Raw genomic sequence first — 13125 nt, 5'->3', positions numbered from 1 at the left:
TTTAGAAAGTAAAGTCAAGTCCAAAAGAAAATGTTCTAGAATAAGGGTAAGCTCTACCGTTAGATTCTTGAGCTGCTTGTTCTGGGTCAATATATTTTGACCTTAGTTTAGTCGCTGTCCACAGGTTTTCTCCAGACAGATAAATCCTTGCATTGCTCAGTTTCAACTTGCTCATGATAGCGTTTGGAAGAGTGTAACCAATGGTTAGGTTTTTCAAACGGATATAAGCTAAATCTTGCAGATAACGGTCTGATTTTACATTCAGGGAACTGTTACCATCCAAAGCGATATAGCCACGCAATAGAGGGAAATATGCATCTGGATTCTCAGGAGTCCATACATCTTCAACAAAATCTTTTGGAACGAATGAGTAATAAGGTCTTGAATAAGGTCCCCAGAACTTATCCGCATTGGAACCTGGCCACCAGTTCTGTTTTCCGATACCTTGGAAGAATGCCGAGACATCAAAACCTTGCCAGTTGGCACCTAAGTTTAAACCGAAGTTATATCTCGCTCTACTATTACCGATGATAACCTGATCTCCAGGATCACTTAGGGTATTTTTCCCTTGGTTTACTTCTTTGTCTCCATTGATATCCACAAATCTTGGATCTCCAGCCTGCAGCTTAGACCAATCTCCGGGAGCTGAAAGACGGCGAGCATCAATGCGATCTTGATTTACATCCCAATTGGCAGCTTCTTCATTGGTTTGGAACAAACCGTCGATCTTATAGCCCCAGATCTCACCTAATGTCTGACCGACATAATAGTTGTTCAACAACATTTCTCTATTGTCAAATCTGGTAATCTTTGCTTTGGAATCCGACAGGCCAAGACCGAAACTATAGCCAAAAGGTTTATCAGCAACTTCAAATTGATCTCTCCATGCTAATGACAATTCCCATCCTACGTTTCTTAAATCTCCTGCATTCGTTTTCGGAGAACTAGCACCGAATACTGCTGGCAATGTTTTTCCAGGGATCAACATGTCCAAGGTTTCGCGGATAAAGTAATCAAAGGATGCAGTCAATCTACTTTGAGCAAATTCAAAGTCAGCACCAAAGTTTAAGGTACTGGTTCTTTCCCATGTTAAATCTCCAGAGATTGGCGACGGTGAACTTAAGAATTGTGTTCTTCCACCATTGGTAATGTAGGCTGAGTTTCCAGCGCCTAATAACGGGATATAACCATAAGGCGAAGCTTCCTGAGCATTTCCTAGAGAACCGTAGGAAACTCTTAGTTTAGCTTCGTTTATATAAGGCTTCACAGACTCTAGGAAAGGTTCTTCCATAATACGCCATCCTGCTGAAAAGGATGGAAAGAAACCAAATTGTTGACCTGAAGGGAATTTGGAAGTCCCATCATAACGACCATTTACTTCTAAAAGATATCTTCCTTTATAATCATAATTTATCCTTCCGAAAAACCCCTGTAATGCCCAAGATTCTTCGCCACCACGTAATAATGGCACGCCTGTACCAAGGTTAAAGTCATTAAGGTCTTCTGATAAGAGGTTGGTTTGGGTTCCACCTACATTTCTCCAGGTACTCAGTTCTTGGTTGTAACCTGCTGTAGCTCCTAAATTATGATCACCAAATTTTTTGTTGAAATTGGCGAAAATATTTAGGGAATGTTTCTTGTAATTCTCTAAGTTTTGAATTAGCTGATCATTTCCCAAATAATTGATCACGCCTGGATAAACAGACCATGGAGCCTGAACCCTGCGATTAAATTTATCAATCGGATTGTAGGTAAATGTATAGTTACCAGTAACGGTCAAGCCTGGCATAATTTGAGCGACAGCTTCAAAAAGGTTGATAAATTCATATTCCTTCTCCCCTCCTTTGGATTTACCGTAAAGTAAATCTGCCATGATACCATCACCGATATTATAATTGTTCAGTTCCGTTCTGTATGTAGCCGTACCATCTGGGTTTTGAGGAACATAGGAAGGTAATGCATGCACAGTTGTGGAGATAAAGTTATTGTTGGCATCTACACTACTGTTCCATCCTGGGAAAGTATAGTTTTGATAGTTAATTTGGCTATTATTGCTCACTTTTAACCAATCTGTTACTTGCCCATTCAATCTAGCTCTTAGGTTGTATCCTTCAAACTTATCTTGCTGGACCTTCATCAGACCACCTTTCTGGTACATTCTTCCGGAGATGTAATAGTCCATTTTTTCAGATCCACCAGAAAAAGTTAGGGCATGTTCCATAGAATTCATCTTATCCCTATAGAAAGTATTCCACCAATCCGTATTGGCATAATACACGTATTGGTCCTTTCCATTTCTATTTTGGATTACCACGGAAGGTAAAGATGGGTCATTTTTACGCTTTAGTAATTCTGCATAATCCTCATCGGTATAACCTGTATATCGGTTACCAGTTGCACGTAAAAACGCTTCATCATTCAATACGGCAGCATCATAGCCATTGGTGATGAAATCCGTGTTAACGGTAAGGTCAGAAGTTCCAAAATTATTGCTATAGCCAATGGTCATCTTTCCGGCTTGTCCTTTTTTGGTTGTGACAAGCATCACACCGAAGGCACCTCTAGCACCATAGATGGCCGCCGCGGAAGCATCCTTCAATACAGATATCGATTCAATGTCTTTAGGGTTGATGGTATTGATATTCCCCGGAACACCATCAATTAGGACAAGTGGAGCAGCATTTGCGGAGTTAATAGATGCAAAACCACGGATATTTACCTTTCCTTCCCCCCCTGGGCGTCCGTTGGTAAAATTAATGTTCAAGTTAGGCACAGCCCCTTGAAGAGCTTGGGTTGCATTTGCTACAGGACGATCTTGCAATACTTTGGAATCGATCTGTGCTACTGCACCTGTTAAGTTCACTTTTTTCTGCTTACCATAGCCCACAACCACGACCTCATCAAGGTTTTGATCGGTAGCAACAATAGTAACATTTACTTGGGGTCCAGTAACAGTAACAGTTTTAGCAGTATAGCCGACCATGGAAATCCTCAGTTCGTTTCCCACAGAACCGGAGAGTTCAAAATTTCCATTTTCATCAGTTTGGGTGCTAGACCCAATCGTGACATTACTCACTGATGCGCCGACAACAGCCTCACCTGTTTCTGCGACTACTTTACCTCGAATAATGTTCTGACTGATTTCATAGGTCCGCTCTAGTGGGACATGCTTATATGTAGCATGAGCAGCAGACCAAGAAAGAAGCGATAAGCCCACTAAAATGGGCAGGTAGGTGTAGTTCTTTTTCATGGTTTAAGTACAATTTCTTTGCGAGCAAAGAAAGGTTTTACAATATTGGTTTATTATTAAATGTTTGTTAATAGTAGGTTAAGATGTTAAATATATTTTATCAAGTACAATTAGTTAATTCAAAAATAACAAAAAGGTTTCGCTACTTCATCTAAAAAGTTAACATAATTAAAGCTTAATAATTACCCTTTAGTTAATCTTATAACTAATCTTCAATTAAAAAGGATATTAGAGAAAATAATGAATAAATGTTGTAACACAGAATATTCTCGTTGCTTAACAAACATTATTTTAAGCATCTTTTTAAGTTTAATAATCTTAAAAAGCTGTTTCTCTTTTTATGTTTTATCATAGAAAAAGAGGTGAAGTGTCAAATAATTGCTTGGAGTAGTTTACTTACATATTAAAAACCACTTAGCAGGAATACTTACTAAATTTATTCTCCGGAGCTATACAATCTCTACATCATAAAATCAGGCAATTATTTCCGTGCAACCAACGAAATTAGCTGTTATCAGGGATGGTTTTTCTGCCGTAATCTGTCCATTTTTGTGGAATAACATCATATTTAATGAAAAAACTATTATTCTCTATTTTACTTATTAGCTTTTGCAAGCTAACATTGTTGGCACAAGAGCAAAAGCTTCACAGAATCGACTATCGCACTATTTTAATTGGAGAACAAAAGGATCAGGCAAACAGTTCAGGCAATTATTCATTGAGGGCTTGGTTCAACGACACTTTTATAAAGACTTCTCTCAATGAATCACCCACTAGATTGCAGGTTATCAACAAAAAGACAGATCGCTCTTTCTTGTTGTTTCCAGAATCCGAACAGTATTACATTTACAATGAAGGTAATGATGGTGAAGCTGGAAGGCTATATGTGGAATCAGACGTAGAATTTGAATTCGTCCAGGGAAAAACTAAAACCATAGCAGGCATTCCTTGTAAGATGGCCGTAGTGAATGGAGATTTTGACCTTTCGGGTGATAACTATACTAAGATGGAAGTTTGGTACTCCGATAAACTTCCAAACCTATATTGGGATCAATTCATGTTCCTTAAAGATCTACCTGGAGCGGTAATGGAACTTACTATTGGCGAGACTGGATTTACTGCAATTAATATTACCGAAGAAAGCCTGAGCAATACCGAATTTGAGATTCCTACTTTCTATGCTGCACTGGTTGTTGACGAGGAAGAGGGTGAGCATTTAGATGCGGTAGATAGCCTTTCAGCAGTCCCGCAGGTAGATGAAGACCGTTACTTATACCAAGATGATGACACCGAGCTATTAGGCTTAATGGATGAAAATGGAAATCCTATTACCGAAGCTGATTATACCTTTTTTGATCAATTCAGTGGAGGAATAAGCACAGTAATCAATTTGGATAGCAAATATGGTTCAATGGATAAAGATGGTAACATCAAGATTCCTTTCAAGTATGATTTCCTTGTGTATGACGCAGAATACCAACAGTACATCTATTCCGAAAACGACAAGTTTGGGATCCTTGGTGCCAATGACCAGCCTGTTATCAAGGCTCAATATGATATGGTGAGCCATATGAGCCACGGATACTTATCGGCTACCGTTGGTGATAAAACCGGAATCTTGGACAAAACAGGAAAGGTTATCGTTCCGATTTCTTATCCTCTCATCCTGGAATTCAACGCTGAAGTTTTTGTTTCGGTTGAAAATGATCATTATGTAATGTACAATATCAAACAGAACAAAAAACTTGCAGAAGGCTACGATATGATCTCTCTTTCTGAAAAAGACCCATTGCATATTGTTCAAAAGGGTGAAAAATTCGGATATATCAATAATCAAGGAAAGTTAGTCATCCCTATTAAGTTTAGCAGTGTTTCCTCTTTCGAAGATGGTACGGCATCAGTTATGGATACGGATGATGGCGATGTGTATTATATCAACACCAAAGGTGAAAAAGTAAACATCAACTAATCGAACGAAAGCATAAACAGAGTCCTTTATTAGGCTCTGTTTATGTACTTTTGTCAATACACAAACAGAAAGCAAGAATGAACACTAACATAGGAAAAGTCTTATTATCTATATTTTATGTTTTTCTATTCAGCATTCTTGCCCTCCTTCCCCATTCGGCAAAGGCTCAGGATATCCTGGACAAACTCCAAAAGGAATATAATCAATACAACACCGACGATCCTGAAAAATTCTTCAGCACCGGAAAGCTGGCGCAAGCGCTATTCTTCAATCAAAAGGAAGATGAAGCCTTCAAACTACTTAAAAAAGATATCGCCGTTGCCAGCAAGTTAAATGACAGCCGATATTCTGCCTATCTCTATACCATTCTTGCCATCAATCAATTGATTATGGAAGAAACGACAAGTTCAAGGCAAAGCATCTTGAAGGCGAAGTCATTGGTAGACCGCAGCAAGGACATCGAAACCAAAGGATATGTCTATTACGGCTATGGATGGATATTGGCAAGGCAACAACAGGAGGCAGAAGCAGTCAAGCAGTTTATGATCGCATTGAGTTATTACGATCAGGCCAAACAATCGAATACACTTTTCAACAGAAAAGCAAATGTCTATAAAGAGCTGACGTCTATTTACGCGAACTGGAATGAGTTTGAACTGCAGGAAAAATACAGCAAACTAGCGCTGAATATTGCACTGAAGCAGAAAGATCCACTGACCATTTTTGACACCTACATGTCATTGGGCTATATGTATGAACAGAAATATCTAGAAGACCAGCAACATGTAGAATTTAGGAACTCAGCGGAAGAATACTACCTAAAAGCTTTGAATACCTATCTGGAAAAACAGAATGAGATACCAATACCTTCAAACTTAGCTTTTGTAGCCAATAACCTTTCGCATCTCTATTTTAAGTTCTATCCTAAGGAATATAGGGATAAAGCAACTCAGTATGCTGAACTGGCAAAAACAAAAGGACTGGAATCCAAACAGTACAATTTGGTTGCCTCGGCGTATGGGATATTGTCAGAACTGGAACTTCTGAACGGAAACTCCAAAAAAGCAAAAGAACATTTGCTATCATCACTGATAGAGATCAACAAATCCCAGGTACAGGATCAACAGATCTTGATGAGCATCTATAACACCCTTTCACATATCAGTGAGCAAGAGGGAAATTATCAGGAGGCCATCAATTATTATAAAGAATACATTACCTTGTTTACCAATGTCTACGACCAGGAGAAGCTGGGTATAGGCAAGCGTCTTGAAGCACAGTATGAAAAAGGAAAACAGGACCAAGAACTGGCACTCTTACAAGTAGAAGCTGAAAAGAAAGAACAGCAGATCCAATTGATGGCAGCTTTGGGAATCCAGCAGAAGCAGGAACTGGAAAACTTGCGGCTGATCCAGGACAATCAGTCCAAAGAATTGGAAGTCTCCAAACTGACTGCTGAGAAGCAGTTTCAGGAAATTCAGATGTCTAAACTGGAAGCCAAGAACAGAGCTCAAGAAATCAGCAATTATCAACAGGAAATCAGCTTAAAGGATAAGATCAACACGTATTACATTGCCTTGATGATCGCGGCCTTAACCCTATTGGCGGTCCTATTCTATGCCTATACGCAGCGCCTGAAACATATGAAACAAAGGGAGAACTTTCACAACCTTGCCATCGAACAAGAAAGACAAAATGCGAAAATATCCATGCTGACTGCCCTACTGGATGGGCAAGAACAAGAAAGGGCAAGGATTGCACGCGATCTACACGACGGTTTAGGTGGACTTTTATCAGGAACCAAACTGCATTTATCCCATCTGAACGACCAAACATCATTTGAGATCCAGGAGAAGATGCAAAAGGGAATCACCCAATTGGATATGGCCGTTGATGAACTCCGTCGAGTAGCCCACAACCTGACACCAGACCTATTGCAGAAGTTTGGTTTGCAGGAAGCCTTGAATGACTATGCCTCACGTATGTGCAATGATAATCTGGAGATCGATGTCCAATTCCTGCATTTTAACAACAACATGAATCTTGACCAGCAACTGGTCATCTATAGAATTATCCAAGAACTGGTCAATAATGCCATTAAGCATGCGGACCCTAGCCAAATCCTTATCCAGCTTGTTGAGGAAGACTCCGAATACCATATCACCGTTGAGGACGACGGAAAAGGGTTTGACAGCAACAATCACAGCAACAAATCTGCAGGCTTGCAGAACATACGATCAAGAGTAGAGTTCTTGAAAGGTAATTTGAATGTACAATCTGATATCGGTCAAGGAAGTAGCTTTGAAATCAATATCCCAAAAAACAAACAAACATGATAAATATCGCCATCACCGACGACCATCCTTTACTATCCGAAGGCTTGAAGAACATCCTTGCCCAAGAGCCAGATTTAAACATCATTGGTTGTTATCCCAATGCGCAGGTCTTGGTAAAGGCTTTGGAAGAAACTGCGATTGATGTCTTGCTATTGGACATCAACCTTTCTGATGCGAATGGATTGGAATTGATCAGTCCATTGATCAAAAAACATAAGGATCTTAAGATCATCATGCTCAGTGTCCACAATGAATTTGCTGTGATCAACAGCGCTTTTCAGGAAGGGGCGCATGGCTATATCCAGAAAAATGCTTCCATTGACGAGATCAAGCTTGGCATCCAAGAAATTCTTTTTGGAAAGAAATTTCTATGCAAACAGACCAAACTGATCATCGATAAGAAAAACAGTACGGAACTGAAGAGTGTCCCAAAATTGACCCGTCGGGAAAAGGAAATATTGGCTGAAGCGGCACAGGGACTGACGACGACCCAAATTGCAGAAAAGCTCTTTATTAGCCACCACACTGTGGAGAGCCATCGTAAGAACCTGATCGAAAAATTCAAGACCAGCAACTTGAGCTCGGCCATAAAAATGGCCCTTGATTATGGCTTAATCCGCGAATCTGTTGACTAACAAGCCATCTCAAACTATTTATCTCTTTATTTGTTTAAGAATAGTAAACTAATGGAGAATAACGATGCAAGAAAAAGAAGATGAACAAGGAAACAAAATCAATAACGCCGAAGATGTAGACCCTACAAAGGTTCCAGAAACAGTCGTTAAAGAGAAAGATGATCAGCCAGCAGCTAACAATCTCAAGAAAACAATCATCATTGCAATCATTGTCTTGGCGATCATTTACTTTATCTATGAATTGGTATTAAAAGGCCAACAATAAAAACATAAAAAAGAAAGGCTATCCGAGTGGGATAGCCTTTCTTTTTAAATCTTATAGTTCTAGAACCCAATGGTTCTGCCATGTTCTATTACAGCATTTTTCTTGATGACGATAATACCTTCACAAATTGTGTACTCAGGAAAATCCCCATCCTTTAATTGCTTCCCACCTTTAATCCTCACATCATTTCCAATCCTACAGTTCTTGTCCAAGATGGCATTTTCGATATAACAGCGCTCACCTACTCCAATTGGTGGCGGAGCTTGGGATGAAGTTAATTGTACAACTTCATTTAATTCTTCATAATAATCCGACCCCATCATATAGGTCATCTTGACCACGGTTCCTTCCCCTATCCTAGAACGGATCCCAATCACAGAACGTTGGATCTTTTCAGCCAAGATAATACATCCATCAGCTATGATCGCATTGTTCAAGGTAGTACCTGACACTTTTGATGGTGGCAACATACGCGCCCGGGTATATACCGTTTCGCCAAAAAGGTTGAATTCCGGGATATCATCTGTCAATCCAATATTCGCTTCAAAGAAAGAAGGGATCGTACCGATATCGGTCCAATAGCTGTCAAAAGGATAGCTCAATACATTTGAACTTTCGATTGCATCTGGAATAATCTCTTTTCCAAAATCCATTCCGTTGTTCTCTGCCAACATCCTTGACATCACACCTTTGGAGAACACATAGATACCCATGGAAGCCAAATAGTTTCTACCTTGTTTTTCCAATTCTTCAGGCACCTCCGAGGTCCAGTCTTCCAAAAGGTCCTTGGTCGGTTTTTCAATAAAGGAGATGACCTTATTGTTTTCATCCGATTTCAGGATTCCAAAACCTGGAGCTTCCTTGGCCGTTACTGGAATGGTTCCAATGGTGATTTCCCCTCCGTTCTTAACATGGAAGTCCACCATGGCCGAATAATCCATTTGATAGAGTTGATCTCCGGAGAGGATCAGCACGTAATCATAGTCCACATTCACCAAGTTCTTCTGGGTCCTTCTAACCGCATCGGCGGTACCTTCAAACCAGCGATCACCTTCATTGGTCTGCTCTGCAGCCAATATATCCACAAAACCCTTACTGAAAATACTGAAGTTGTAGGAGTTTTTGATATGCTTGTTCAATGAAGCCGAGTTGTATTGCGTCAGTACATATATCTTATTGTAGCCAGAATTAAGACAATTGGAAATTGGGATATCAACCAATCTATACTTTCCTGCAATTGGAACTGCTGGTTTCGAACGTTGGTCTGTCAACGGAAATAAGCGGGTTCCTCGACCCCCACCTAGTACTATAGAAACAACTTTATGCGACATATCATTTAAGTAATTGGTTATATAACTCTATATATTTCTTTGCCGATTTGTTCCAAGAATAATCCAATACCATCGCAGCATCCCTTGTTTTCGTCAAGTTATCAGCATAACTCAAATATTTGATTGCTCTTTTCACAGTCTCAGCAGCTTCATCAGCCTCTACATCATTGAAAAGAAAGCCATAGCCTCCCTCTTCTACATCCTTTACGGTATCTCTTAGACCCCCTATCTTGCGAACGACAGGAATGGTCCCATATTTTAATGCATACAGTTGGTTCAATCCACAGGGCTCCACACGCGAAGGCATAATCAACAGGTCTGAGGCTGCATAAACCCGGTGAGCCAATGGCTCATTATACCCAAAGAATACTGCTAGATCATTTTTATAGTTAGGAGCGATAGCCTCTATAGATTGTTGGATGCCCGCATCACCAGAGCCTAGTATAAATATACTTAATTTCCCTGAGTTTTTCTTCAAAAGATTCTCAATTAATTCAGGCAAAATATCTGCTCCTTTTTCCGTGGCAAATCGACCGATATAGCTTAACAGAGGCTTGCTCGGATCTAGACCAAATTCCTTGCAAAAGGTCATTTTGTTCTCAGCCTTCCCTTGGTTCACGGTTACCATGGAATATTGATGATCGATTAAGGCATCGATCTCTGGATCCCAAAAAGAGGTGTCAATACCATTGACAATTCCCACGGCCTTAGAGCGTTCATCTGAAAACAGATCCTGCAATCCATTCGCATCCACAAACAGTTCCTTTAGATAACCTTCAGAAACGGTGGTATAGGCATCACAGCATTTTATGGCGGTGGCCAACGGATTGATCAGACCATCCCAATCCAACAACCCCCATTTCCAGGTATCAAATGATGGCAGGATAATCCCTTTACTCCAGGACATCCAGCCTTGATACTGGCCGTTATGGACCGTCACTACCGTTTTCACACCCTTGAAAACATTGAATTCATTGCTCCACTTGGTCAAGAAAGGAACCAATCCAACATGATGATCATGGCAGTGCAGCACATCTGGATGAATATCATTGCTTTTTAGGTAATGGAGAACCGCATGCTGAAAGGCAATCCATTGATCTGCCTCATCTTGATAACAATAAATCTCTTCACGGTCCAAAAGATTAGGGATCTTCACCAAGAACAACGGAAATCCCAATTCATCTTTTTTCTCCTTTAATATTTCATAGGTCAATACACTGGAACCCTGTGGGAATTCTCCACGGGCTACCACATCAAATTCATGATCCTGTACAAACTTCCTGTTGAAGTAGGGCATGATGACCGATGCATCAATACCTAATTCCCTTTGGTATTTAGGCAAGGCACCCACCACATCCGCTAATCCGCCGACTTTGGCGACAGGAAAACATTCTACACTTAAATGTATGACTTTCATTTTCCGAATTTTCTTTTAAATACTAAACCGCTCAATGGTGGCAGGTCTACGACAATGGCTTGTTCCTGCCCCATCCAAGGTTCATTTTCTGTAATCAATTCTTTCTTAACCGATACGCCACTGCCATTATATGCCTGATCGTCCGAGTTCAGGATCAGCTCCCATTTTCCCGGATGCGGCACACCTAACTTAAATTTCCTCCGGACAACAGGTGTAAGATTGAGGATGACCACTAGGTCGTTCACCATATCGTGCCCACGTCTGCAATACGCAAAGACGCTTTGATCCCTGTCCCCTAATTCTATCCAGAAAAACCCTTCCGGACTGAAGGCTTTCTCATAAAGTGCTGGATACTTTCTATAGATCTCATTTAATTTCGCCACGAAATTCTTTAGACTAGAATGCGGCTTGTACTGCAACAGATGCCAGTCCAAGGATTGGTTGACATTCCACTCTGCAGTCTGACCAAATTCCCCACCCATGAAGAGCAATTTCGTTCCTATAAAAGTAAACATGTATAGGTATAATGCCCTGAGGTTGGCAAACTTCTGCCATTCATCGCCAGGCATTTTATAGACCAAGGAACGCTTGCCATATACCACTTCATCATGCGATAAAGGCAGCATAAAGTTTTCCGTAAATCCATATACGGTGGCAAAGGTCAGCTTATCATGATGGTAGGAACGATTGATAGGATCTTCCTTGAAATAGGCTAATGTATCGTGCATCCAGCCCATCATCCATTTCATTCCAAACCCAAGTCCACCATTAAAGGTGGCACGGCTCACCCCCGTCCAAGAAGTAGACTCTTCGGCAATGGTCTGCACGTTGGGGTAATATTTGGAAACAGCCTCGTTGAATTCCTTCAAGAAGGCTACAGCTTCAAGGTTTTCATTTCCGCCCAACTCATTAGGTTCCCATTCACCAGCTTTCCTTGAATAATCCAGATAAAGCATGGAGGCAACGGCATCCACCCGCAATCCATCGATATGGTATCGATCCAGCCAGAAAAAGGCATTACTGATCAAGAACGATTTAACCTCATTCCTTCCATAATTGAATATATAGGATTGCCAATCGGGGTGGAAACCCTTTCTTGGATCCGCATGTTCATAGAGGTGGGTTCCATCAAAATTATAAAGCCCATGGGCATCTCCCGGAAAATGCGAAGGCACCCAGTCCAGGATCACACCAATATGGCTTTCATGCAACAGCTCGATCAATTTCATCAAGTCCTGTGGACCTCCAAACCTGGAGCTCGCCGCATAATAACCGGTAATCTGATATCCCCAGGAAGGATAATATGGATGCTCCATGATAGGCATAAATTCCACATGGGTAAAACCAGTTTCCTGAATGTAAGGTATCAGCTGCTCTGCAATTTCTAAATAGCTTAAGAAACGATCTGGATCTTTAGGATCACGAAGCCAAGAGCCCAAATGCATTTCATAGACCGACATGGGCCTATCCAGTGCATTATGCTCCCTACGACTGAACATCCATTCTGAATCATTCCAATCAAAGTATGTTGTAGCAACAATCGATGCTGTCTTCGGTGGTATCTCGGTATGCAAGGCAAAAGGATCAGACTTCTCCAGATGCTCCCCAGTATTGGAATGGATATGGTATTTATAGACCTCTCCATTCTCCAATCCAGGAATAAAACCTTCCCAAATGCCCGAACTGTCCCACCGAACCTGTAATTGATGCGAATGAGGATTCCATCCATTGAAGTTTCCGACTACCGACACTGTTTGGGCGTTGGGTGCCCAGACCGCAAAATATACTCCCTTTACCCCATTAATTAGAAGTTCATGAGAACCAAATTTCTCATAAAGCTTATAATGCCGTCCTGCCTTGAATAAAAAAACATCAAATTCGGACAATAAGGAGTGTACTTCAACTGGTTGAGGCATAATTAA

At 40.7% G+C, this 13125-nt stretch carries 8 protein-coding genes; 4 read left to right on the top strand and 4 right to left on the bottom strand.

What is annotated here, in order from left to right:
* Position 1: 1 nt before the first annotated feature.
* Positions 2–3250 (bottom strand): TonB-dependent receptor, encoded by a 3249-nt coding sequence (locus NMK93_RS07240; protein WP_254529134.1) that lies wholly within the window; start codon positions 3248–3250, stop codon positions 2–4.
* A gap of 571 nt (positions 3251–3821) precedes the next feature.
* Here NMK93_RS07240 and NMK93_RS07235 point away from each other — a divergent pair.
* The 4 genes from NMK93_RS07235 (at position 3822) to NMK93_RS07220 (ending at position 8455) form a co-directional block, all read left to right on the top strand.
* The gene (locus NMK93_RS07235) at positions 3822–5219 is read left to right on the top strand and encodes a WG repeat-containing protein (RefSeq protein WP_254529133.1); all 1398 of its coding nucleotides are present in this window, start codon (positions 3822–3824) and stop codon (positions 5217–5219) included.
* A gap of 77 nt (positions 5220–5296) precedes the next feature.
* Entirely contained in the window at positions 5297–7555 is a 2259-nt protein-coding gene (locus NMK93_RS07230) for a sensor histidine kinase (protein WP_254529132.1), read from the top strand.
* Positions 7552–8190 carry a response regulator transcription factor gene (locus NMK93_RS07225; protein ID WP_185217076.1) on the top strand — a complete coding sequence of 213 codons (639 nt, stop codon included), beginning with the start codon at positions 7552–7554 and terminating at the stop codon, positions 8188–8190. Before NMK93_RS07230 ends, NMK93_RS07225 begins: the two co-directional genes overlap by 4 nt.
* Positions 8191–8254: 64 nt before the next feature.
* On the top strand, positions 8255–8455 hold the full coding sequence (locus tag NMK93_RS07220; RefSeq protein WP_185211664.1) for a hypothetical protein: 201 nt from the start codon (positions 8255–8257) through the stop codon (positions 8453–8455).
* Between the two features lie 59 nt (positions 8456–8514).
* Here NMK93_RS07220 and NMK93_RS07215 read toward each other — a convergent pair whose 3' ends face one another.
* Genes NMK93_RS07215 through glgB form a run of 3 tightly spaced genes read right to left on the bottom strand, consistent with a single transcriptional unit; the run spans position 8515 to position 13119 of the window.
* Positions 8515–9786 carry a glucose-1-phosphate adenylyltransferase gene (locus NMK93_RS07215; protein ID WP_185211663.1) on the bottom strand — a complete coding sequence of 424 codons (1272 nt, stop codon included), beginning with the start codon at positions 9784–9786 and terminating at the stop codon, positions 8515–8517.
* Position 9787: 1 nt separating this feature from the next.
* A complete protein-coding gene (locus NMK93_RS07210; RefSeq protein WP_254529130.1) occupies positions 9788–11203 on the bottom strand; it encodes a glycogen synthase in 1416 nt (471 codons plus the stop codon).
* The gene (glgB, locus tag NMK93_RS07205; RefSeq protein WP_254529128.1) at positions 11200–13119 is read right to left on the bottom strand and encodes a 1,4-alpha-glucan branching protein GlgB; all 1920 of its coding nucleotides are present in this window, start codon (positions 13117–13119) and stop codon (positions 11200–11202) included. The genes NMK93_RS07210 and glgB overlap by 4 nt, the downstream gene beginning before the upstream one ends.
* Positions 13120–13125 lie beyond the last annotated feature (6 nt).

Origin of the sequence: Sphingobacterium sp. LZ7M1 (genome assembly GCF_024296865.1) — a bacterium.
Classification (GTDB): domain Bacteria; phylum Bacteroidota; class Bacteroidia; order Sphingobacteriales; family Sphingobacteriaceae; genus Sphingobacterium.
Note: the sequence above shows the minus strand (reverse complement) of the source record. Positions and strands in the feature narration are given on the sequence as shown.

Excerpts from the sequence above, each read along its gene's own strand:
- NMK93_RS07240 (WP_254529134.1), bottom strand. The coding sequence starts at position 3,250 with ATGAAAAAGAACTACACCTACCTGCCCATTTTAGTGGGCTTATCGCTT.
- glgB (WP_254529128.1), bottom strand. The coding sequence starts at position 13,119 with ATGCCTCAACCAGTTGAAGTACACTCCTTATTGTCCGAATTTGATGTT.
- NMK93_RS07230 (WP_254529132.1), top strand. The coding sequence starts at position 5,297 with ATGAACACTAACATAGGAAAAGTCTTATTATCTATATTTTATGTTTTT.
- NMK93_RS07220 (WP_185211664.1), top strand. The coding sequence starts at position 8,255 with ATGCAAGAAAAAGAAGATGAACAAGGAAACAAAATCAATAACGCCGAA.
- NMK93_RS07215 (WP_185211663.1), bottom strand. The coding sequence starts at position 9,786 with ATGTCGCATAAAGTTGTTTCTATAGTACTAGGTGGGGGTCGAGGAACC.
- NMK93_RS07235 (WP_254529133.1), top strand. The coding sequence starts at position 3,822 with ATGAAAAAACTATTATTCTCTATTTTACTTATTAGCTTTTGCAAGCTA.
- NMK93_RS07225 (WP_185217076.1), top strand. The coding sequence starts at position 7,552 with ATGATAAATATCGCCATCACCGACGACCATCCTTTACTATCCGAAGGC.
- NMK93_RS07210 (WP_254529130.1), bottom strand. The coding sequence starts at position 11,203 with ATGAAAGTCATACATTTAAGTGTAGAATGTTTTCCTGTCGCCAAAGTC.